The 21,236-nt window shown below is 60.4% G+C and carries 19 protein-coding genes and 2 pseudogenes; 10 read left to right on the forward strand and 11 right to left on the reverse strand.

Annotated elements, in window-relative coordinates:
- Position 1 precedes the first annotated feature (1 nt).
- From QEO92_RS29155 to leuC, 10 genes are all read right to left on the reverse strand, one after another.
- Positions 2 to 1,432, reverse strand: a complete 1,431-nt coding sequence (locus tag QEO92_RS29155; RefSeq protein WP_227705609.1) for an MmgE/PrpD family protein — start codon at positions 1,430 to 1,432, stop codon at positions 2 to 4.
- A gap of 28 nt (positions 1,433 to 1,460) precedes the next feature.
- Positions 1,461 to 2,159 (reverse strand): ABC transporter ATP-binding protein, encoded by a 699-nt coding sequence (locus QEO92_RS29160; protein WP_037144968.1) that lies wholly within the window; start codon positions 2,157 to 2,159, stop codon positions 1,461 to 1,463.
- Positions 2,152 to 2,913: an ABC transporter ATP-binding protein gene (locus QEO92_RS29165; protein WP_227705610.1), complete on the reverse strand. Its 762-nt coding sequence runs from the start codon at positions 2,911 to 2,913 to the stop codon at positions 2,152 to 2,154. Before QEO92_RS29165 ends, QEO92_RS29160 begins: the two co-directional genes overlap by 8 nt.
- A complete protein-coding gene (locus tag QEO92_RS29170; RefSeq protein ID WP_227705611.1) occupies positions 2,913 to 3,881 on the reverse strand; it encodes a branched-chain amino acid ABC transporter permease in 969 nt (322 codons plus the stop codon). Before QEO92_RS29170 ends, QEO92_RS29165 begins: the two co-directional genes overlap by 1 nt.
- Entirely contained in the window at positions 3,878 to 4,750 is an 873-nt protein-coding gene (locus tag QEO92_RS29175; protein ID WP_227705612.1) for a branched-chain amino acid ABC transporter permease, read from the reverse strand. The genes QEO92_RS29170 and QEO92_RS29175 overlap by 4 nt, the downstream gene beginning before the upstream one ends.
- A 76-nt stretch (positions 4,751 to 4,826) precedes the next feature.
- Positions 4,827 to 6,050: an ABC transporter substrate-binding protein gene (locus QEO92_RS29180; protein WP_037144985.1), complete on the reverse strand. Its 1,224-nt coding sequence runs from the start codon at positions 6,048 to 6,050 to the stop codon at positions 4,827 to 4,829.
- A complete protein-coding gene (locus QEO92_RS29185) occupies positions 6,047 to 6,892 on the reverse strand; it encodes a GntR family transcriptional regulator (protein WP_037144988.1) in 846 nt (281 codons plus the stop codon). Before QEO92_RS29185 ends, QEO92_RS29180 begins: the two co-directional genes overlap by 4 nt.
- Before the next feature lie 84 nt (positions 6,893 to 6,976).
- On the reverse strand, positions 6,977 to 7,948 hold the full coding sequence (locus QEO92_RS29190; protein ID WP_227705613.1) for an oxidoreductase: 972 nt from the start codon (positions 7,946 to 7,948) through the stop codon (positions 6,977 to 6,979).
- A gap of 2 nt (positions 7,949 to 7,950) precedes the next feature.
- Positions 7,951 to 8,586: a 3-isopropylmalate dehydratase small subunit gene (leuD, locus tag QEO92_RS29195; RefSeq protein ID WP_037144993.1), complete on the reverse strand. Its 636-nt coding sequence runs from the start codon at positions 8,584 to 8,586 to the stop codon at positions 7,951 to 7,953.
- Between the two features lie 15 nt (positions 8,587 to 8,601).
- Positions 8,602 to 10,038: a 3-isopropylmalate dehydratase large subunit gene (leuC, locus tag QEO92_RS29200; protein ID WP_227705614.1), complete on the reverse strand. Its 1,437-nt coding sequence runs from the start codon at positions 10,036 to 10,038 to the stop codon at positions 8,602 to 8,604.
- A gap of 140 nt (positions 10,039 to 10,178) precedes the next feature.
- Here leuC and QEO92_RS29205 point away from each other — a divergent pair, with 140 nt between their 5' ends.
- The 3 genes from QEO92_RS29205 to QEO92_RS29215 all read left to right on the forward strand — a co-directional run bounded on the left by QEO92_RS29205 (position 10,179) and on the right by QEO92_RS29215 (position 13,233).
- Positions 10,179 to 11,660, forward strand: a complete 1,482-nt coding sequence (locus QEO92_RS29205; protein ID WP_081952622.1) for an FAD-dependent oxidoreductase — start codon at positions 10,179 to 10,181, stop codon at positions 11,658 to 11,660.
- A 292-nt stretch (positions 11,661 to 11,952) separates the two neighbouring features.
- Positions 11,953 to 12,615, forward strand: a complete 663-nt coding sequence (locus QEO92_RS29210; RefSeq protein WP_037146383.1) for a hypothetical protein — start codon at positions 11,953 to 11,955, stop codon at positions 12,613 to 12,615.
- Entirely contained in the window at positions 12,616 to 13,233 is a 618-nt protein-coding gene (locus QEO92_RS29215; protein ID WP_037146384.1) for an RES family NAD+ phosphorylase, read from the forward strand.
- A 282-nt stretch (positions 13,234 to 13,515) separates the two neighbouring features.
- Here QEO92_RS29215 and glnQ read toward each other — a convergent pair.
- Positions 13,516 to 13,677 (reverse strand): annotated as a pseudogene (gene glnQ / locus QEO92_RS29220) (glutamine ABC transporter ATP-binding protein GlnQ); the annotation flags it as partial.
- Positions 13,678 to 13,780: 103 nt separating this feature from the next.
- On the opposite strand from glnQ, the gene QEO92_RS29225 reads away from it, so the two are divergent.
- The 7 genes and pseudogenes from QEO92_RS29225 (at position 13,781) to QEO92_RS29255 (ending at position 21,226) form a co-directional block, all read left to right on the forward strand.
- Positions 13,781 to 14,710 (forward strand): nucleotidyltransferase domain-containing protein, encoded by a 930-nt coding sequence (locus QEO92_RS29225; RefSeq protein ID WP_227705615.1) that lies wholly within the window; start codon positions 13,781 to 13,783, stop codon positions 14,708 to 14,710.
- 127 nt (positions 14,711 to 14,837) lie between these two features.
- The gene (locus QEO92_RS29230) at positions 14,838 to 15,968 is read left to right on the forward strand and encodes a helix-turn-helix transcriptional regulator (protein ID WP_037146388.1); all 1,131 of its coding nucleotides are present in this window, start codon (positions 14,838 to 14,840) and stop codon (positions 15,966 to 15,968) included.
- A gap of 91 nt (positions 15,969 to 16,059) precedes the next feature.
- Positions 16,060 to 16,356: pseudogene (locus QEO92_RS29235) on the forward strand (DDE-type integrase/transposase/recombinase); the annotation flags it as partial.
- A gap of 279 nt (positions 16,357 to 16,635) precedes the next feature.
- On the forward strand, positions 16,636 to 17,763 hold the full coding sequence (locus QEO92_RS29240) for a hypothetical protein (RefSeq protein ID WP_227705616.1): 1,128 nt from the start codon (positions 16,636 to 16,638) through the stop codon (positions 17,761 to 17,763).
- A gap of 10 nt (positions 17,764 to 17,773) precedes the next feature.
- The gene (locus tag QEO92_RS29245) at positions 17,774 to 19,225 is read left to right on the forward strand and encodes a caspase family protein (protein ID WP_052182645.1); all 1,452 of its coding nucleotides are present in this window, start codon (positions 17,774 to 17,776) and stop codon (positions 19,223 to 19,225) included.
- 26 nt (positions 19,226 to 19,251) lie between these two features.
- Positions 19,252 to 19,893 (forward strand): OmpA family protein, encoded by a 642-nt coding sequence (locus QEO92_RS29250; RefSeq protein ID WP_227705617.1) that lies wholly within the window; start codon positions 19,252 to 19,254, stop codon positions 19,891 to 19,893.
- Positions 19,894 to 19,954: 61 nt separating this feature from the next.
- A complete protein-coding gene (locus tag QEO92_RS29255; RefSeq protein ID WP_227705618.1) occupies positions 19,955 to 21,226 on the forward strand; it encodes a ferredoxin reductase family protein in 1,272 nt (423 codons plus the stop codon).
- Positions 21,227 to 21,236 lie beyond the last annotated feature (10 nt).

The raw sequence follows: 21,236 nt of genomic DNA on the forward strand, positions 1-21,236 counted from the left end.
TTCAGGCTTCCTTGATCGCAGGCTGGGCAAGCAGGTTGTTGAGGCCTTTCAGGTCCGGCGCCGTTTCGATCGTTTCAATGGCATTCAGAATGCGATCGGCATGGGCCTTGCCCCAGACCGGGACGGCAAGCTCGAAGAACTTCGCGCGGACCTCATCCGGGGTGTAGGGATCGACCGCATCGCCGCGATTGGTCATGGTCTCCGCAGCCAGCACGCGGCCGTCGGCGAGGCGGATGGTCAGGTGCGCCGGGCGTTTGTCCGGCAGCATGGCGGTGTATTCCAGTTTTTCGCGGACCGAGACCTTGCGGGCCAGCGCGCGGATCGTCTCGTTGTCGACAGAGGCTTGGCGGAAAGCCGGCACGGAGGCTTCGCCGTTGATGATCGTCGTGGCGACCGCGAACGGCAGCGAGAACTTTGCCGCCAGCATGTTGGAGGGTTCGAGACTGTCTAGCTGTGCCGCGTAGGTATAGGTCTCGACCTCGATCGAAGCGATGTCTTCAGGCCCGATCCTGCCGTGGGCCGTGATCAGCGACCGGACGACATCGAGCGAACCATGGGTAAAGCGGCAGGCGGCGTGGCGCTTGAAATAGTTGCGCTGGATCTCGTAACGACTACCGAGTTCATCCGCCATCATTTCCGGCTTGAAACCCTCGGCGAGGATGCCGCTATAAACGGTGCAGACAGAGTCGATCTCACCCTTGAAGCCGGAAGCGACCATATCCCAGGCCATCATGCCGTTGCGGTTGGAAAAACCGCAGAAGCTGTTGCGCACGGTGGCGCCTTCCAACATTGCGCGCAGGCTGGCGCCGACGCTGAGTGTCGCGGAAACATTGACCGTCTCGATCAGAGCTTCCTCGTCGGCTCCATCAAGCAGGGCGGTCGCAAAAGCCGCGCCGATCGTTCCCCATGTTCCATGTGGATGAACGGTGGGGCGCAGGCGGCAGGCAGCCCCCGCCCGCGCGCCCACTTCGTAACCGAGGATGAAGGCGGTCATGAAATCCCTGCCGCTCTTGCCACCGGCAAGCGCGGTCGACAATGCCGCCGGCAGAACATGTATGCCGGGATGGCCGCGTGCGAACGAGTTGCCTTCATCCAGCTCCAGTGCGGTGCCGGCTGTACCGTTGATGAAAGCCGCATCGTCGCCGCGCAGCGAAATGCCGGCACCGACAGCCGCTACGTCGCCGCGACCGCGTTTGGCGAGGCGTCCTGCGAGTTTCAGCAGTTCCGGCTCCTGCATGCCGGATGCCATGGCGCCGATGCAATCGAGCAGAACAAGTTTTGTCTGGGCGACCAGTTCCGGCTGGAGCTTGTCGAAGCCCAGCGTCACGCCGAAACGGCCCCATCGAGTCAGCCAGTCAGGCCGGGGTTCGGCCAGAAGCACGGATGCGGGAACGATGCCCGGAGTAATGATGTTTCGGGTAACGATGGTCATGATCGTGTCCTCCTCATTCTAACCCGGGCTAAAGCCCGAGATAGGCCCGCTTCAGTTCCGGATTGGCGGAAATTTCCGCCGCCGTGCCGGACATTGTGATCGTGCCGTTCTCGACGATGTAGGCGCGTGAGGCGATCTCCAGCGACTGAACGACGTTCTGCTCCACCAGCATGACCGGCAGGCCGTCCTGGTTCAGCCGGCGCACGAGGTTGAACATCTCCTCGACCAGCAGCGGCGAAAGGCCGAGCGAGGGTTCGTCGAGGATCAGAAGTTTCGGTTCGGCCATCATGCCGCGACCGATTGCCAGCATCTGCTGCTCGCCTCCGGAAAGCGTGCCGGCTGCCTGGCCCGTGCGCTCCTTGAGGCGCGGGAAGGTGGCGAAGACGTTTTCCAGATTGCGGGTGCGGTTCTTCTTGCCGCGGCGATAGCTGCCGAGCTCGATATTTTCGAGCACGGTCATGTTTGGGAAGATCTTGCGGCCTTCCGGCACATGGATCAGGCCCGCATCAACTGCAGCCGTCGACGAGCCACTGAGGGGGACACCGTCGAAGACAATGCGTCCTGCCGTTACCGGCAGGACGCCAGACAGCGCCTTGTTCAGCGTCGTCTTGCCGACGCCGTTGGCACCTAGGACCGCAACGATCTCACCTTTGCTGACGGAAATGTCGATGCCGCGCAGCACCTCGACGGCGCCATAGCCGGCGCGAAGGCCTTTGACTTCAAGCATTCGGGCCTCCCGTATTCTCTGCGCTCTGGCGTGCAATCCGCTCTGCGGAACCCTTGCCAAGGTAGGCCTCGATCACGGCTTGGTCGTTGCAGACCACCGTCGGCGTGCCCTCCGCGATCATCTTGCCCTGGGCCAGCACGTAGACGTGTTCGCACAGGTTCATCACCGCCTGCATCACGTGTTCGATCATCAGGATGGTGACACCGCTATTACGGATCGTGCGGATGACCGGGATGATGTCGCGGATTTCCGAAGGGTTGAGACCCGCGAGCACTTCATCAAGCAGCAGGATCTTCGGTTCGGTGGCGAGCGCACGCGCCAACTCCAGCCGCTTACGACCGGCGACCGTCAGGCTCGCGGCGGATTTTTCCAGGTCCTTTTCAAGGCCGACCTGGCGGGCGACGTCACGGGCTTTTTCGACGGCATCGGAAGGCTTTGCATGCCGAAGATAAGCGCCAACAGTGATGTTTTCATGCACGTTGAGACCCGCAAAGGGCTGCACGATCTGGAATGTGCGGGCAATACCGGAGATGGCGCGCCTGTGGGGCTGCTCGGTGGTGATGTCCTTGCCGTAAAGCGAGATCGCGCCTTCCGTCGGCTTCAGGAAGCCGGCGATGATGGCAAACAGGGTGGTCTTGCCGGCGCCGTTCGGGCCGATCAGACCGGTGATCGAGCCTTCTCTGACGTCCAGCGAGGCATTGTTGACGGCGATGAGGCCGCCGAAACGCATGGTGGCGTTCTCAACCTTAAGCATCACGCACCTCCCTTCGAGGAAAAGCGGTCGGCCAGTTTCTTGAGAAGGCCGAGGATACCGCTGGAGGCAAAGGCAATCACGACGATCAGCACGATGGTGAAGACGATCAGGTCTATGCCGGGTACGCGGCCCGCAAAGCTCTTGGTGATTTCGCCAAGGCCGTGCAGCGTGAAGGCGCCAATCAGAGGCCCAAGCACCATCCCGCGGCCGCCGACCATCGGTGCAAGCAACGCCTCGATCGAAATCCAGATACCGAAGGCGATACCGGCGTCGATATAAAGAAAATATTGGACGTAGAGAACGCCGGCCGCCGCCGTCATGGCGCCGGAAAGGCTGATGGCCTTCAGTTTGACGGTCAGCACATCGACGCCGAGCGCCTTGGCCGCGTCCTCGTTCTCGCGTACGGCGACGAGATGTGCGCCGAAGCGGGAATTGACGATCTTCTGGGTGATGACGAGACTGGCGAATACGAAGACGAGCGCCAGCAGCATGAAGGTCGGGCGGCTGGAGAACTGCATGTTGGCGAAGCCCAGATCGAGCTTCAGCAGCAGGCCGGCCGCTCCACCCGTCAGTTCCGAGGCATTGGCGAGCACGCGCAGCAGTTCTGCGAATGCGAGCGTCACCAGTGCGAAATATGATCCGCGAAGGCCTGCACGGAAACTAAGGAAACCGACGATCAGGCCAGCCAGCGCGCCGGCGGCAATCGCTGCGACCAGCGAGAGCCAGGCATTCACGCCGAGATGAGTCTGGAGCATCGAGGCGGTATAAGCGCCGATGCCGAAGAACATCGAATGACCGAAGGAGGTCTGTCCGCCGATGCCGCCGAGCAGGTTCCAGCCCTGCGCGGCAAGCGCGATAATCAGTACCAGAACGGTGAAGTTGAAGAACGAATTCGACGAGATCACCAGCGGGGTTGCCGCGATAAGCAGGGTGACCAGGATGATGGGAAGATAACCGCGTCCGATCATGCTTTGGCTCCGAACAGGCCGGTCGGACGCAGGAGCAGGACCAGAATGAAGATGATGAAGATGCCGATCTGACCGAGGCTTTCCCCGAGCAGCAAGCCGCTCAGACTCTCCACCATGCCGATGATCAGGCCGCCGGCCATGGCGCCTGGAATGGAGCCCATGCCGCCGAGTACCACGACGGTGAAGGCGATGTTGACGAAAGCGCCGCCGATGCGCGGATTAACGTAGAAGGTCGGCATCAGCAGGCTTGCCGCAACGGCGAGCGCCGCGCAGCCCAATCCGAAGGTGATGGCGTAGATATGCCCTACATTGATGCCGACGAGATTGGCGCCGAGCTTTTCACGCGCCACGGCGCGGATTGCCTTGCCGGTGTCCGTGCGGCTCATCAGCAGCCAGAACAGGATTGCCACCACCAGCGAACCGGCTGCACCGACGAGGCGGGCACTCGACAGTAGAAACGGGCCGGCCTCGACGATCGCAAACGAAAAATCCGAGGGGATCGAGCGGGTATCCGAGCCAAATCCGGCCAACAACGCGTTTTCGATCAGGATGGAAATGCCAAGCGTGATGAGCAGGATACTGCCATCGTCACCATGTGCTGCCGGGCCGATAACGAAGCGCTGCACCACATAACCAAGAACGAAGAATGCAGGCGTGACGATCGGGATCGTCCAGTATGTATCGATTCCGAAAGCGGCATTCAGGCCCCAGACGGCGAACATGGCAGCCGCGAGCGTTGCTCCATGCGCAAAATTGATGATGTGAAGCACACCGTAGACCAGTGTCAGACCAAGGGCGACCAGCGCATAGATCGCGCCGGTCAAAAGCCCGTTGATCATCGCTTCGATGATGATGGTAGGAGAAAACATGCTCTATCCCGCGTCATTCGGCCGGCAATCGCCCGCGCCCGCGTAACGGCAGGCCCGGGCATCGACTGGATGGCGATCAGCCGTTGGCCGGGAACTTCGGCTTGGCGTTCGCGAAGGTTTCCGGGAAGACGACCTTGATGTCACCGCCCTGAACCTGGGTCGAAACCGGAGCTGCGCCCATGTTCTGGCCGTTTTCGAACTTGGTTGCGCCGTAAGGCATCAGGTGGCCGGCAAAGGTCGAGGTGCCGAGTGCCTCGATGATCTTCTTGCGGTCGCCCGAAGCGGCACGCTCGATCGCATCGGCAAGGAGGCCGACGCATGAATAGTTGAGCGGGACGTTGTAGTTGTAGATCTTGCCGGCGGCTTCCACACGCTTCTGCAGTGCGACGGCCTTTTCGTTGCGCGGGTCGTGCCAGTGGTTGCAGTCCATGACGTTTTCGGCTGCTTCCGGGAACTCCTTGACGAAGCGGCGGTTGGAGGCCGCGCCGTTCAGCACGCTGTAGACTCCCTTCGGGCGAACGCGCTGCTGTTGCATGGTGCGGGCCAGAAGCACGGTCTCACCATAATAGGTGCTCGGGATGACGAGATCGGGGTTGAGCGAACGCAGGCGCAGGACGACGTTGGAAAGATCGCGCGAAGGGGTCGGAACAGCGATCAGTTCGAGGATTTCGAAACCGTATTTCGGCAGTTCGGCAGCCATCAGCTTGGCGAGACCCGAGCCGAACAGGCCGTCTTCGTGCACGAGGGCGACGGTCTTGGCTGCCTTGCCGGAAGCCTCGTTGATCTTGACGAGGTTCTGGATCGCGGCGCCCGTGCAAAGCGAGAAGCCCGGTGCGAAGCGGAACGTGTTCTTCAGGCCGCGCTGGATGATCTGATCGGTCACGCCGACATCGACGATATAGGGTAGGTCGTAGCGAGCAGCAGCCTGCGAACCGGCAAGGCAGATCGGACTGGCGAAACCGCCGATTATCGCCGAAACGCCGGCTTCCTGCATGCGCTCGACTTCCTGCGTGCCGGCTTCCGGCGTGGAGCGCGCATCACCGAAGACCATTTCGATCTTGGCGCCGCCGAGCGACTTGATACCGCCGGCCTTGTTGATGTCCTCGATGGCGAGTTCGGCGCCCATGCGGCCGTATTCACCATCCTGAGCCAATGCACCGGTGACCGGCTGCAGAATGCCGACCTTTATCGGTGAGGGTTCGGCACCACGGACGATTGCCGGGGCGGCCATGGTTGCGAGGGCGGCTGCGCCACCCTTCAGGGCTGTTCTGCGGTTCAATGTCGTATCGATAAATTTCATGGTTTTGTTCTCCTCTGAGGGGGCGGCCGCTTGGTGCGGGTATTCTTCTTGTTTTCGTTGTTCTGTTCCGATGCGCGCACGGCATCGGCAGGTGTCCAGCGCCGGGCGCCATCGGCTCCGGTGCGTTCGAGATCCATATGGAAAGAGTAGCGATCCGGCCGGTAGAGCGCCTGAAGGTGCTCGATGCCGCGGCCGGAAGGCTCGAAGACGACACGCGTCATCGACAGAAGTGCCGCGCCGATATCGAGGTCAAGCGCGCCGGCCGCTTCCGGCCCGGCCAGCGTCGCGCCGATCACCTGTGTCGCCCGCTCGGCGACGAGGCCGGAGCGTTCCAGCAGTTCCAGCAGTGGCGTCGAGGCGAGATCGGCTTCCGAATAGGACATGCCGATCCGCTCCGGCACGTGGGTGACGAGATAGGAAAACGGCTGGCCATCGATGAGGCGGACACGAACGGACCGCTGCAGCCGTTCGCCGGGATCGAGCCGTAGCTCTTCCGCCATAGCCGGCGTCGCGTTGACATAGGCAAACGAAATCAGCCGTACGCCCGTCTTGCGGCCCATTTCGACGAGGTGGGTTAGCACGTTCGAGAAGTCTGCGACGACCGGCATGCTGGTCTTGCCCCCGCTGACGAAGGTGCCGGACCCTGGCCGCCGTTCGATCATGCCGTCGCTGGCGAGCTTGTCGAGCGCGCGCCGCACGGTGACGCGTGAAACACCATGTTCCTGCGCCAGCGCCGGCTCGCTCGGCAGGCGCTCGTCGATCGCCACTTCTCCGCGCAGGATTTGTTCCCGCAGCAAGAGGTAGAGTCGTCTCGCCTTCAGAGGTTCCATGGTCGAAGACATTGTAGCGTTCCCGATTGTCTTTTTTATAAGACATTTAGTTGTCTTATTGAGAATACAGATTTGATGCCGTGTCAACCGTCTTCATTAAAGAATGCGGCTGAGATCCGGATATATTAGCAGGGGCCGGCCGATCGCGACGAAATCGGCCTTGCCGGTCGACAGGATGGCCTCGACGTCGGCTAGGTTGTTGATGCCTCCCACAGCGATCACCGGAATGGAAAGAGCGCTGCGGATGATCTCGGCGCAGGCGAGGGATTCGACCAGTGGCATTGTCTGCGCAGCCGGTGGCACAAGGCCGCCGGCGGAAACATGCACGGCATCGAGCCCGTGGCCGGCAAGGTAAGACAGCGCCCGTGCCGCCATCTCGGGCGTCAGGCCACTGTCTGCATTGTCGCTGGCGCTGATGCGCATGGTGACGACCGGTTGCGGCCCGAGTTCGTCCCGGACGGCACGGATGATGCGGGCAGGCAGTACAGCGCGGCGGTCTTCATCTCCGCCGTATTCGTCGTCACGGCGATTGCTGAGCGGCGACAGGAACTGGTGTAGAAGATAGCCGTGTGCGGCATGCAACTCGACACCTGCAAAGCCGCTGTCGATGGCTCGACGTGCGGCGATGCGAAAGTCGGCGATCAGTTTTTCGATGTCGGCTTCCGTCATCGCCTGCGGCATGCCGTAGCGCTCGTCATAGGCGACCGCGCTCGGTGCCAGCAGCGGCCCGCCGCCATAGGGCCGGGACTTGCGACCGCCATGGCTGAGTTGCACCAGCGCCGGGGCGCCCTCCGCCTTTACCGCCGCTGCGATCCTTGAAAGAGCAAGCGCGTGGGCTTGGGAGAAAATGCCGATATCGTCGCCCATCAGCCGGCCCTCCGGCGAAATCGCCGTCGATTCCAGGATGACCAGGCCGACACCGCCGCGGGCGCGGCGCGCATAATGGTTGACGTGATAATCGGTCGCGAAGCCTTCCGCCGTGCCTTCGTACCGCTGCATCGGCGGCATGACGATGCGATTTGCCAATGTCAGGGAACCGATGCGACCGGGCGAGAAGGCGAGCGTCACGATCAGGCCTCCGGTTTCGCGGTGGTCGGCCGGTTCGGCTGCATCCAGGGTCGCCTCTCGCGGTCCGCGGCGGCAAAGGCGGCGATTGCTTCGGAATGGCTGCGGGTCAGGTCGATATCGTCCCAGCCGTTCAGGAGCTTGGTGCGCCAGACCGGATCGACGGTAAAAGGCACGACGAGATTGGCACAACGGATCGTCAGCGCTTCGAGATCGACGGTCGCCGTGTCGGCACCATCCTGCAGGCCGGCCAGCAGCGCCTCGCAATCCTCTTCGCTGACCACCGCTGGCAGAAGACCGTTATTGACCGCGTTGGAGGCGAAGATGTCACCGTAGGACGGGGCGATGACGCAGCTGACCCCATAATCCACCAGCGCATAAACGGCAGCTTCGCGGGAGGAACCGCTGCCGAAATTGCGGCGGCTGACTAGGATCTGCGCTCCTTGACGAATGGTATCGTTGAGCGGGCAATCGGTCTTCGGCTCGCCGTTCTCGTCGAAACGCAGGTCATAGAGCAGGAAGCCGCCATAGCCATCGGCGCGCGAGCGTTTCATGAAACGGGCCGGGATCAACTGGTCGGTATCGACATTCGATTGGGGCAGGGGGCAGGCGATGGCATCCAGAGTCTTGAACGGCTTCATGGCGCTCCCTCCCCCTCAGTTTCCGGCCGAAACCGGTTCGCGCATCAACTGGCGCATGTCTGTCAGGTGACCGGTGACTGCGGCAGCCGCGACCATGGCCGGTGACATGAGGTGCGTGCGCGAGCCCGGCCCCTGCCGGCCGCGGAAATTGCGGTTGGTGGTGGAGGCGCAGCGTTCGCCGGGCGGCACGAGATCGCCATTCATGCCCACGCACATGGAACAGCCCGCATCAACCCATTCCAGGCCGGCGTCGCGGATAATGCGGTCCAATCCTTCTTCTTCGGCTTGCTTCTTCACCAGCATCGAACCCGGCGAAACAAGGCCCGGTACCTTGGCTTTGCGGCCGGCGAGAATTGCGGCGGCTGCGCGGATATCCTCGATGCGGCTGTTGGTGCAGGAGCCGATGAAAACCCGGTCGATACGAATATCAGTGAGGCTCTGGCCGGGCCTGATGTCCATGTAATCCAGCGCATCGCGAACCTGCGCGGCGCGGGCAGGATCGGCAATCTGTTCCGGGTCCGGCACGGTTGCGGTAATAGGCGATGCATCTTCCGGCGTGATGCCCCAGGTGACGACGGGGGCGATCTCGGTGGCATCAAACAGGACTTCGCGGTCGAAAACGGCATCCGGATCGCTGGCCAACGCCAGCCAATCCTTCCCAGCGGCCTCGAAAGCCTCGCCCTGTGGTGCAAATGGCCGGCCGCGAAGATAGTCGACGGTCGTCTGGTCGGGGGCGACCATACCGCAACGGCCACCGGCCTCGATGGAAAGATTGCAGAGCGTCAATCGGCCTTCCATGGAAAGACCACGGATCGCCGAGCCAGCATATTCGATCGCATGACCGGCCGCGCCGTCCGCGCCGATCTTGGCGATGATCGACAGTGCGATATCCTTGGCCGTGACACCCGGCGCCAACGTGCCATCGACGGTCACGCGCATCCGCTTCGGCTTCTTCTGCCAGAGTGTTTGTGTCATCAGCACATGCGCGACTTCCGAAGCGCCGATGCCGAAGGCGATGGCCCCGAAAGCGCCGTGGGTAGCGGTGTGGCTATCGCCGCAGACCATGGTGAGGCCTGGCAAGGTAAGCCCCTGTTCCGGGCCGACAACATGCACGATGCCCTGTCCGGGGTCGTCGAGATCGAAGAGGCGCAACCCATGGCGTTCGCTATTGCCGCGCAGCTGCTCGATCATGCCCCGGATAGCCGGATCGATCTTGCTTAGATCCCGAGTGCGGGTTGGGACATAATGGTCCTCGATGCCGAAGGTCAGGTCCGGACGAGTGACCTCCGCATCACGGTCCTTCAGCTTGTTGAATGCGTGGAACGAGCCTTCATGCAGGAAGTGCCGGTCGATCCACAGAAGACATTGGCCGTCCTCGCGCCTGACGACCACATGCGCGTCGAAAACCTTGTCGAAAAGCGTTTTGCCGCCTCCAGCATCGATGCCTGGCACGATGCCCTCCTTCCGTTCCCTTTTTCCAAATCTAGGCACGGGCGATCGCGAAAATCAAATGTTGTTTTAAAAATAATACAGATTATTGTCCTCCAAAAATGACAGATAGCTGTCTGCAATGCGGGAACGGAGAGACGAGAATGGCCAAGGTGACGCGGATAGAGAGCCGGGAGTTCGATTATTCCGTGCCGGTAGTGATCATCGGCGGAGGTGCGGCTGGCATGGTGGCCGCGCTTGCCGCGCATGAAGCAGGTGCCGAGGTTCTGGTCCTCGAACGCGATCCTCTGCCGCGCGGTTCTACCGCCCTTTCCGCTGGCCTGGTGCCGGCCGCTGCGACCCGATGGCAGGCCGAAGCTGGCATCTCCGACGATGCAAACAGTTTTGCGCGCGACGTGATGAAGAAGGCGCATGACGAACCGGATGCCGAGATTGTCGATCTTGTCACCCGCACGACAGGGCCGGCGCTGGAATGGCTAGCGGATACATACGGGCTGAAATTCTCGGTCGTTGCGGATTTCTCCTATCCTGGTCATTCGGCGCGGCGCATGCATGGTTTGCCAACGCGTTCCGGCGAGGAACTGATCGATGCGCTACGCGAAGCCGTCGAGAATGCAGGGATTCCGGTTCTCTGTAACGCTCATGTCACGGAGCTTTTCGCCGATAAGGAGAGCAGGGTGTTTGGCCTGCGTTTCGAGCGTCCGGACGGCAGTTCCGAAGAGGTCGGCTGCGACACCCTCGTGCTTGCGTGCAACGGTTATGGCGGCAACAAGGAGCTGGCGGCAAAGCACATCACCTCGCTGGCCGACGCTCTTTATTTCGGCCATCCTGGAAATCAGGGCGATGCGCTGATCTGGGGTGAGGCGCTGGGTGCAAAGAGCCGGCATCTGAACGGTCATCAGGGTCACGGCTCGGTTGCGCATCCGGCCGGTATCCTGATTTCCTGGGCGACGATCACCGAAGGCGGTTTTCAGGTGAATGTCGAGGGCGAGCGCTTCAGCAACGAGGCGAAGGGCTATTCGGAACAGGCAGCCGAGGTGCTGCGCCAGCCCGAACAGATCGCCTGGTCGGTGTTCGACAGTCGTATCGCAGGCATCACCCGACAGTTCGAGGATTTTCGCCGCGCGGAAGGCATGGACGCTGTCCTGACGGCGGATACCATTCCGGCGCTTGCTACTCTGATGAACGTGCCGGCCGACGTGCTTGTGGCGAACTTCGAAAACGTTCGGTCCTACGCGAAAGGCGGCGCCTCGGACCCCTTCGGCCGTTCCTTCAGAGATGTGCCGGAGCTCCAGGCTCCCTATTGCGCCGTGAAGGTTACCGGGGCCCTATTCCATACGCAAGGTGGCCTCGTCGTCGATACGTCCGCGCGCGTGATCGGTGAAAGTGGCAGGCCGATGCCCAATCTTTATGCCGCAGGCGGCGCTGCTTGCGGCGTTTCGGGCAATGAGGCGTCCGGTTATCTGTCCGGAAACGGACTGTTGACGGCGATCGGACTTGGCCTCATCGCTGGCCGGCAAGCCGCTGCCGCCGCTACGAGCGGATTAATCGCCGAACAGCAGTTACTCTCATCCGCGACTGACCGTTCGACGTTGACCGAGGGCCATGCCAGCGAAAGGCTGTGAGGTGTGATTCCGGCAAGCGTTATGTCACCATTACCGACCGGCGATGAGATATAGCGCCGGTACACATTTTACACCCAACCAAGTTTCATAAATCGGCGTTATCCCCCAAAGCCCGTCCTATCAAGCACTTAACCCCTCTGAGTAAGGCGTCGTTGGTTCTGTTCCCCTCAAGAGCGGTAGGCTTTCTGGGAAACACACTGGTCTGGATAGGTCGGTCGATTGCCTTTACGAATTTAACGAACTTGACGAGCCGACAACGACTGGCTACATTATTTTCGAAAGGTGGATTGTCATGCCCGTCACGAAAACGACAGCAACCGAAACCCCAAATATCGCGCTATCGATGAAGCTGCCCCGCAAGGCCGATTTCGAAAAAGCGTTGCTCAATCAGTATACCAAGGCGGTGCAGCTGAGCCAAAAGGCTGGCCATCAGGTGAGTTTCCGCGTCGTCGTGGATCCGCGCGCCGGAGCGCAGACAATTTCGATTGTCGAGGAAGACCCACTGGTTGGCGACAGTGCGTTTCCGGCCGAAGAGGCTGGCGAACCGGATGACGAACTGAAGGCAGCCCTGTCCGACGCACGAGAGCGCGGCCGTCGCCGCGTTGCGGAAATCCTCAGCGAGGACGACATGCTGAGCGCCGAGGCCTTTTCCGATCTTCTTGGCGTTTCGCGGGTCACGGTCAATACAAAGCGCCAAAACGGCCAGGTGCTCGGCCTGGATGGCGCCAAGCGAGGGTTCCGTTTCCCGGCCTGGCAGCTCGATCAGGACGGCCGGCCCTATGCGGCGCTTCCAAAATTGCACGAGATCCTGGCGGGTGCCTGGGCCGTTTACCGCTTCCTTGTTTCGCCCCACGGCGCGCTTGACGGTCGTACCGGGCTCGACGCCTTGAAGCGGGGCCAGGATAGCGACGTGGTCGCCGCAGCCGAGGGCATTGCCCGCGGTGACTTTCGCTAAATGGCGGGTCTCAAGCCGCCTGCCGGTTTCGAGCGTCAGCCGCTCGATATCGAAACGATCCCTTCAGGGCGTCGCTTTGGCCGGATCTACGGAAGCGCCTTTCCGGACCCGCTGGGATTTGGAAAGACGGCGAGCCGTTTCAGCGATCCGCGCCGGCGTGACGCGACGAAGCGTTTTGGCGTTCTCTATCTTGGCGAAACACTCAAGGTCTGTTTCCTTGAGGCGGTCCTGCGTGATCGCCGCGACGGTCTTATGGGCGATCTTCCGATTGAGGAAAAAGAAATCCACGCGCGGCGCTACGCTGAGATCGAGACGGTCGCAGACCTCAGCCTTGTTGACCTACGTAACGATCACGCCATCAGGATGGGGGTGCCAACTGACGTGGCGAAATCCTCGCGTCAGAGCCTTGCGCGCTCCTGGGCGCTTGCGTTCCACGAGCACCAGTCGCTTCCCGACGGCATCATCTATCCATCTCGCCTGAACGGCCATACGAATATCGCCGTCTTCGGGCGTGCCGTCTCCAAGCTGGCGCCAGCCCGGGTCGTGCCGTTGATCGGCGCACCAGGGCTCGCCGCGGTCATCAATGACCTCCGTGTGAGTCTGGTCGATTTTCCTTAAAGTGCTCTTGGTTTGAGCGCCTGTCGTGAATCACGGCTCTGCTTTGGGGGCTGCGTTCGTCAGGCACTGATGCTCTCACTTTTGAGTTTGTCTCTCGTCGGTAAAAGACAAATTCAGCGTTTCCTGCAGCTTTCCCAGCGTTCCGTCCTTTCGAAACCGAATTCCCGACACCACGAAGCTGGCGCTGCTGCCGCCCGAATATAGCGTTACGCCCGTAACCGACAGCCGCAACAGTTTCCCGCGGCTTGGCATTCTTCTGCATGTACCGTCACCGCAAGAGCTCTAGTGCATGATGTTCGTCAGAAACCGCCGCGTGCTGTCATGCTCCGGAGCGTCGAAGAATGCATCGGGCTCTTTAACCTCTATGACCTCGCCCGCTTCCATGAAGAAGACGCGATCTGCAACCTTTCGTGCGAAACCCTTTTCATGCGTTACCACGATCATGGGTCATGCACGGGCTCGCCCTGGCCACGGGGTCCTGACGGTTGTGTTTCGCCGCCGCACTCGCTAAATTGTAGGCATGCGTTGTATGGGGCTAACCGCTACTATGGATTCGAATCCTATCGAAGGCTTTGATGCGGCTTTGACCCTGACTGATGTTCTTGACTATTTGCCGGCCAACAAACGGCGCGAGCTCGCCCGCGCGCTGGAGATCATCTTCTTTGAGATCGAACAGTTCAGGTCGGCCAAACAATCAGCTAAGAAAGCCAGTGGGAAAATCCTCAAGGTCATTCTTTTCGGATCCTATGCCCGTGGTGACTGGGTCGAGGATAGACTGAGCGGGTATCGCTCCGACTATGACATTCTAATCGTCGTCAATTCAGAGAGTTTTGCTCAGGAACAGGAATTGTGGCTTGCGCTGGAAGAAAGATTCTTGCAGGAGCAGATAGGCCACCGGATTGAGACGCCAGTCGTACCAATCGTGCATAGCCTTCAGGATGTTAACGATCAACTGTCGCGTGGGCGGCCCTTCTTTGTGGATATCGCAAGAGACGGCAAAGTCTTATATGCAGACAATCGTAATCCTCTCGCTGAGCCAAAGGTGTTGACCAAGGAAGAACGTCTTGCCGAGGCGAAACAGCACTACGCGAAATGGATGAAATTGGTCGATGCATCGACGACGGCTAGATCTGCGTTGGGGAAGGGACATGAAAACTATTCGGCGTTTCTTTTACACCAGACAGTCGAGGCGCTCTATCATTGCGCACTTGAGGTCCTGACCCTTTACAGTGCAAAATCTCATCGCCTTAAAATCCTGCGGTCAAAATCCGAGGAGCTTGATAAAAGGCTAATCGCCGCTTGGCCTCGTGACACTCGTATCGCGCGCCGCCGCTTTGAGTTGCTGTCGCGCGCTTACGTCGAGGCGCGATACTCACCGAGCTACGCAATCGAAGCTGAGGAACTGGAGTGGTTAGTCGAGCGGGCCAGAAAACTGCAGGAACTTGTTCAGATGATCTGCCGCGAAACCCTCGACTAAACCTGCATCGTCTGCATTAGGGCCTGTTGATAAATAATTATCGCGTCGATAGCGGTTTGGTTGCGCTGATTGGGTTGTTGGACGGGATGTATTCGCCTGAGGCGTGAAATGAATAAAGCGAGCGTTTATGGATAGATTGGATTCAGTTATTCATGAGATTTACAACGCCGCTCGCGAACCGGAATATTGGACATCGGTGGCCCGAGACGTTGCTGCTATCGCAGGAGGTCACGCGGTTCATCTGCTATTGAGTCAGATGAATTCCGAATCCGAGATTCTCAGCCTCTTCTCGAGGGACGAAAGCGGGTTCGCTCAAGAGTATTTAAAGGAGTACGCTGCCGAAGACTTCCGGGTACCGCGCGTCATGGCACGTCCCCTCGGGGTGTTCGCCGACGAACGAGAATACGTATCCGCCAGCGAGTCCCGGTCCAGTCCCATACATCAGGAACTTCTGCCTCGCCATGAAGTGTACAACATCAGCGGCGCCAACCTCTGTATTGACGGGCATATCGGATGGTTCGGCATTTCCACTGCCTCTCCTTCGTTGGAGTTCGATAACCGCCAGAGAAGCATGCTGGGGATGCTGTCGCGGCACCTCCTCGGTGCTTTCCAGATCACTGCCCTGCACAATGAACTGAAACTCTCTCGCGATCACTCCCGCGGATCGCTGGATCTCCTCGCCAATGGCCTCGTTTTGACGAGGTCAGGCACTGTCGTGCACGTGAACGACGCTGCGCAGCGCCTGATCGAGCAGGGGCTGTTCTCGATAAGCGGCGGGCGGTTGCGCTGCCGAGACAGCACCCTCGATCGGAGACTCGCGGCGGTGGAGGACCAAGCTAGGGACCGTAGCCAAGCGATGCTTCTGCAACTGCCCGATCTCGGGACAGCCTATATGGTCTCTGTGCACGATGTATTCCCCCGCTACCGGGATGGAGCCCTTCGCGCTTCCGGATACGAAGCGATTTCAATCGTGGAGTTAAATCATCCGTTCGATATCAAGTTCGAAGATGTCCTCGCGTTCTGTGCGCCCTACGGTATTACCTCCGCAGAGGCATCGGCGGTGCATGCCTCGCTCAATTCCGTATCCCTGTCCGAGCATGCAAGAACAAGGCATGTCGGTCTTTCGACGGTTCAGCAGCAACTGAAGTCGGCGTTAGCAAAAATGGGTCTGCAGACACAGAAGAAGCTTTTCCGCGCCTTCGAGCGTTATCGAAACATGGGCGCAAGTCGCAAAGACATCCGCCGGACACGAGAATGACGGGGATTGTCGCAAACCTTTCGGTGGAATTGCAACCTGTATGGTCGTGCTATAGATCTGGGTTGAAGACGAGCAGGTATTGCTGATCCCGATCACGGTCGATTTCAAAGGCAGCCACTACCCGAAAGACGTGGTCCTGTATGCGGTGTTTTTCTACGTCAGATACGCCGTGGCCTATCGTGATCTGGAAGGGATTATGGCTGAGCGCGGCGTTGCCGCTGACCACGCCGCTGTGAACAGAGGGGTTGTTAAACTATTCGTCCTTGATTGCCGGCCGCGCTCATCGACGAAAATCCACGACCAGCAATCCCTGGCGAATGGGCGAGACCTATTTCAAGTCAAAGGCAAGTGGACTTATTTCTACCGCGCTGTCGACAAATTCGGAAAGCTTCAAATCCCTCCGATCCGCGTCAGTAACATTGGATGGCATCGAAGTGGCGCATATGATCCGCAACCAGCAATCCAACCAGTGGACAATCGGCATTTCAGCAATCTGCCACGCTCTCTGCACAACCGTGCCCAGCGAAAGCCGTTTCTGCGCCCCTTCAAAATTTTGCGACAGACCCCCCAAATGGGTAAAGCGGATTTCATGAAAACCGAAATAACTTATTGAGGCAAGTGTCGATTTATGAGGTAAGGAATGACGGCCAGCCCGCAAGGGAAGAGTATGCGGTTTCTTCTCGGTGCGTTCTTCTTCGGTTTTGCAGCCTGGACTACATTGACGGGCGACGGCCTTGCGGTTGAGCTGGAGCGCAACGGCAAGGTCTACGACATTTTCACGCCGCTGCCTGATGGCGCCACGTTCACCGGCAAAGGCATCGACCGCAAGGCACATGTGAAGGGTGTCGATATCAGCATGCGGCTCATCCAGGACGACTTTGCCGATTGCAACCAGCTGGTCTCCGAACGCGATTCCGCCTGGTATCACCGTGGCTATATCTCCGACGCCATCAAGGGTGGGTCGAAGAAGGAATGCATGCTCAGTCTCGGCAACAATGGCGGCGGAGACTACAGCTTCATCGATTCGCGGTATATCTGGCTCGATATGTGCGACTGCTATGTCGCCTATCATCTGGCGGTTAAGCAGGGCGCCGAGGATATACCCGACTTGACGCCGCTGCGCCTGGCTTTGCGCTATTCGCCCGACAAGCCTATCCCGCTCGAACGGCTGAACGTTGACCTCGAGATCAACAAGGACTGGGTCGAAGCCTTCCAGATCTTCAAGGAACGGGGTTTCCGCGCGGAACTGGTGTTCAAGATCCTTGATGACAGCGTCGACATCCTGGTTGGTTCGCGACAGCTGAGCGACCGTTACGCTGAGATCATTGCCGATCTTTATGGAGTGAGTGTGAGCGCGCTGAAGGCGCGTGACGTGGCGACGCCCGACTGGGGGTTCGACGTGGAGACCGGGTATCCGCTCTACAAGGCAAGTCCGCAGGATTTCGCGTCGCATGTTTCCACCTGCTACCAGAATGGAAAATACTGGCGCGATTGTCAGGTGAATTTTCATCAGGAGATGGGGTGCCGGATGACCGAAGGCTGGAAATATGCCTGCACCTATGAAGGGCAGGGGCAAGACGGCCAGAGCTACGCCAAGTTTGGTGACCTGTGCTGGTGGGAACCTCGAGGTGATCTGCCGATGCTGGTCGGTGTCGGCGACAGCATGGAAAAGACCGTGCAGCTGCCGACGCAGAAACTCGCGGCCAAGCAGGACGTCGAATATTGCAACGACAAGGACTGGCGGGAGACCCTTCAACGGGACGGGACGCCCATCCCCGCACGGCTGTTGAAGTGAGGGAGGGGTCTTGAACAAACTGCAGGTTCCCGCAGGGCGCATCAGCGCATTTTCGATGCCGGCGGTTGCGGCATTGCTGGCATTGTTCCTTGCCCTTTTGCCGGCCGGGGCGAAAGCCCAGACCAACCTGTTCCAGGATGCAGGCAAGCGTGTCGCCCTGGTGATTGGTATTTCCGATTACGTCAACGTGCCGGCGCTGGCCAACCCGGTCAATGATGCCGGCATCATCGGTAAGGCCCTGTCCGGACTACGTTTTGACGTGATCGCGGTCAATGATCCTGACCGTGCGCAGTTGCAGGCCGCCATGGTCGAGTTCGTGCAGAAGCTCGACGGCGCCGATATCGCAGTGTTCTTTTATGCCGGCCATGCGATCCAGGTCGACAGCACGAACTATCTGGTGCCGACCGATGCCGCCTTGACGACGATAAAAGATATCGGGCCGCAGCTGATCAGCCTCAGTTCGATCGTCAACGACATGGACAGGTTGGCCAAGACCAAGATCGTGGTGCTGGATGCCTGCCGCAACAATCCGTTCGAGGATGCGCTCCGGGGGGACGGGGAAGACCGCATCGGTCGAGGCCTTGCAGTGGTTGAGGCCGATGCAGTGACGCATGTCGAGGAGCACGAAGGCTTCAATACCTACGGTTCGATCATCGCCTTTTCCGCTGCTGCCGGCACCACGGCCACCGATGGCGAGGGCGCCAACAGTCCCTATACCGCAGCCCTTTCCGAACAGCTCGTGCGCCCCGGAATAGAAGTCGGCCAGATGTTCAGGACGGCGGCGGCCAACGTGATGCGGGAAACAGCGGGCCTGCAACGCCCGGAATATATCGTGCGGCTGACGGACGAGGTCTATTTCTCCCGTCCGCAGCCGTCGGATTGCGATTATTTTGCCATCGCGCCCTATAACCAGGTGGGCATTCCAGGCGTCGAATTCGATTCCATCAAGCCTGCGCGCGCCATCGCCGCCTGCCAGGAGGCCCTGGAAGCCGAACCCGAGCATCCGCGCTTTTTGCACAATCTCGGTCGCGCCTATGATGCGGCAAGCGAATACGGCAGAGCCGTCGAATATTATCGCCGCTCCTCCGATCTCGGCTATGTGCCGGCCTACAGCACGCTCGGCGTCATGTATATCAACGGACAGGGCACCGGCCAGGACTTCGTCGAGGGCGTGCGCCTGCTGAAGCACGCGGCCGGGCTTGGCTACCGGCTGTCGAAGGTGGCGCTTCGCAACCAGGACTTTTCGGTGCTTTTCCATCAGAAGGAATTCGAGCGCCTGCAGAGCGCGCTCAAGACCGCCGGCTATTACAACGGCAAGATCGACGGTGACTTCGGCTCGGGCTCCAAGCGCGCCCTGGAGGAATTCCAGAAGGCCGAGGGACTGGCGCTGAACGGCGCCACGCTGGAGACGCTCGACCGTCTGTCGCTGCTGGAAACCATTCCCCATTACGATCTGAATTGACCACGGGTGTAGCCATGGAGAGAACGATGAAGGGGAAGACTGGCGCGTTGGGATCGGCGCGGATCATTACGCTTGCCGCGGTCGCTGGCGTTGCGTTTGGTCCCGGCTTTGCCGCGGCGCAGTCGCTTTCGGCCGACCAGATGATCGAGGGGCTGGCGCGCAAACCGAAAGCCAACACTCGCTCGCTGGTGATCGGCAAGCCTGCCCCGGCGACGCCTTCCATGGATGCGGAGGACAGGGACTTCCTGCGCTCGCTGCCGGCCCGCGGGCTGAAGGTCGAGGCCAAGGCGAAACTCGATGAGATCGTTGCCGAGAAGGACCTGCCGAAGATCAATCTCGAGATCCATTTTGCCTATGATTCCGCGCGCATCGACGAGGATTCGATCCCTGACCTGGTCAAGCTCGGCACGGCGCTCAATCATCCGGCGCTCGTGCAATCGCGCGTCGTCCTCAACGGGCATACCGATGCGGCGGGCGGCGATGCCTATAATCTGGACCTGTCGGAAGAGCGTGCCGCTGCCGTGCGCGACTATCTGATCGATCATTTTCCGATCGACGGGCACAGGCTGATCGCGATCGGCTACGGCGAAGAGCGGCTGAAGAACCCGCACCATCCCGATGCCGACGAGAACCGTCGCGTCGAAGTCATCAATCTCGGTGCATATTGATGACGGCGGACCGCCCCCTCTGCGCGCGCTGTCGCCGGAGCGCCATCGGAGGGCGCCCCGGATGACCCGGCCGGTGCTCGCCCACGCCATCCTGCTGCTGCTGGGAGCAGTCCTGCCGTTGTTCCTGCTGTTCGAGGCGGCGGGGCATCTCGACGCGCGCAACTTCCTTGCGCTTTCGTGCGGCGTCATTGCCTTCTGCCTGATGGCGGTGAACCTGTTTCTCGCTGCACGGCCGCGCGGGCTGGAGCGGCTGATCGGCGGGCTCGACCGGATCTATTTCGCACATAAGTGGATCGGCATCTCGGTCTTCCTGCTGATCCTGCCGCACAAATATGTCGGCATGCGCCTCGACGGACTGATCGCCGGCAATGAACTCGCCAAGCTCTCGGTCGATGTCGCCAGCTACACCTTCCCGGTGCTTGCCACGCTGCTCGTCATCAGCGCGCTGAAGCGGCTGCCCAGACTGCCCTTCGAAATTCCTTACCAGTTCTGGCGTGTCAGCCATCGCCTGCTGGGCGTGGCTTTCATGGCGATCGCTTTCCACCAGTTCTTCGTCAAGGTGCCGTTCAGCGCCAATGCGATGATCTCCAGCTATCTGACGCTGATGGCTTTTATCGGCGTCGTCAGCTTCGTCTTCACGCAGGTGCTCGCCTGGCTGCGCCGGCGGCGCTACGAGGTCGTCTCGGTCGAGAAACTGCCGCGCGCCACGGTGATCGGCCTGAGGCCGGTCGGCCGCGGCATCAGGGTGAGGCCCGGTGGATTCGCCTTCCTCTCGATCCGTCGCGGCGGGCTGCGCGAGCCGCATCCCTTCACCGTGTCAGCCATCGGCGAGGATGGCAGCCTGCAGTTTTCGATCGGCCCGGCGGGCGATTTTACCCGCAGGCTGCGCGATACCGTCGCGGTCGGTGACCGCGCCATGGTCGAGGGCGGCTATGGCTGTTTCGATCTCAACCGCTTCGGAGAGAGGCAGGTCTGGCTTGCCGGCGGGATCGGCATCACGCCGTTTCTTGCCTGGGCCGAAAGCCTTGGCGATGGCAACGGCAAGTCCATCGCGCTGATCCATTGCGTGCCGACACCGGAAGATGCCGTGGGGCAGGAGCGGCTGCAAGCGATTTCCGAACGCGCCGAGGGTTTCACCTATCATGTTCATGCCAGCAAGCGAGACGGACGCATGAATGCCGAAGCGCTATTGAAGGCGGTGCCCTTTCCGATCCGGGGATCTGACGTCTGTTTTTGCGGGCCGGCACTGCTGCGCCAGGCCATCACGCGCGACCTGCGCCGGCTGGGAGAGCAACCGCAGGGCATCCATTTCGAAAAATTCGAGTTCCGTTGAAACGAGGAAA

Source organism: Neorhizobium petrolearium, from assembly GCF_029854435.1.
Lineage (GTDB): Bacteria > Pseudomonadota > Alphaproteobacteria > Rhizobiales > Rhizobiaceae > Neorhizobium > Neorhizobium petrolearium.

Bases quoted from the DNA above. Each gene is read 5' to 3' on its own strand.
- QEO92_RS29155 (WP_227705609.1), bottom strand. From the start codon at position 1,432: ATGACCATCGTTACCCGAAACATCATTACTCCGGGCATCGTTCCCGCA.
- QEO92_RS29160 (WP_037144968.1), bottom strand. From the start codon at position 2,159: ATGCTTGAAGTCAAAGGCCTTCGCGCCGGCTATGGCGCCGTCGAGGTG.
- QEO92_RS29165 (WP_227705610.1), bottom strand. From the start codon at position 2,913: ATGCTTAAGGTTGAGAACGCCACCATGCGTTTCGGCGGCCTCATCGCC.
- QEO92_RS29170 (WP_227705611.1), bottom strand. From the start codon at position 3,881: ATGATCGGACGCGGTTATCTTCCCATCATCCTGGTCACCCTGCTTATC.
- QEO92_RS29175 (WP_227705612.1), bottom strand. From the start codon at position 4,750: ATGTTTTCTCCTACCATCATCATCGAAGCGATGATCAACGGGCTTTTG.
- QEO92_RS29180 (WP_037144985.1), bottom strand. From the start codon at position 6,050: ATGAAATTTATCGATACGACATTGAACCGCAGAACAGCCCTGAAGGGT.
- QEO92_RS29185 (WP_037144988.1), bottom strand. From the start codon at position 6,892: ATGTCTTCGACCATGGAACCTCTGAAGGCGAGACGACTCTACCTCTTG.
- leuD (WP_037144993.1), bottom strand. From the start codon at position 8,586: ATGAAGCCGTTCAAGACTCTGGATGCCATCGCCTGCCCCCTGCCCCAA.
- QEO92_RS29205 (WP_081952622.1), top strand. From the start codon at position 10,179: ATGGCCAAGGTGACGCGGATAGAGAGCCGGGAGTTCGATTATTCCGTG.
- QEO92_RS29210 (WP_037146383.1), top strand. From the start codon at position 11,953: ATGCCCGTCACGAAAACGACAGCAACCGAAACCCCAAATATCGCGCTA.
- QEO92_RS29215 (WP_037146384.1), top strand. From the start codon at position 12,616: ATGGCGGGTCTCAAGCCGCCTGCCGGTTTCGAGCGTCAGCCGCTCGAT.
- QEO92_RS29225 (WP_227705615.1), top strand. From the start codon at position 13,781: ATGGATTCGAATCCTATCGAAGGCTTTGATGCGGCTTTGACCCTGACT.
- QEO92_RS29230 (WP_037146388.1), top strand. From the start codon at position 14,838: ATGGATAGATTGGATTCAGTTATTCATGAGATTTACAACGCCGCTCGC.
- QEO92_RS29240 (WP_227705616.1), top strand. From the start codon at position 16,636: ATGCGGTTTCTTCTCGGTGCGTTCTTCTTCGGTTTTGCAGCCTGGACT.
- QEO92_RS29250 (WP_227705617.1), top strand. From the start codon at position 19,252: ATGAAGGGGAAGACTGGCGCGTTGGGATCGGCGCGGATCATTACGCTT.
- QEO92_RS29255 (WP_227705618.1), top strand. From the start codon at position 19,955: ATGACCCGGCCGGTGCTCGCCCACGCCATCCTGCTGCTGCTGGGAGCA.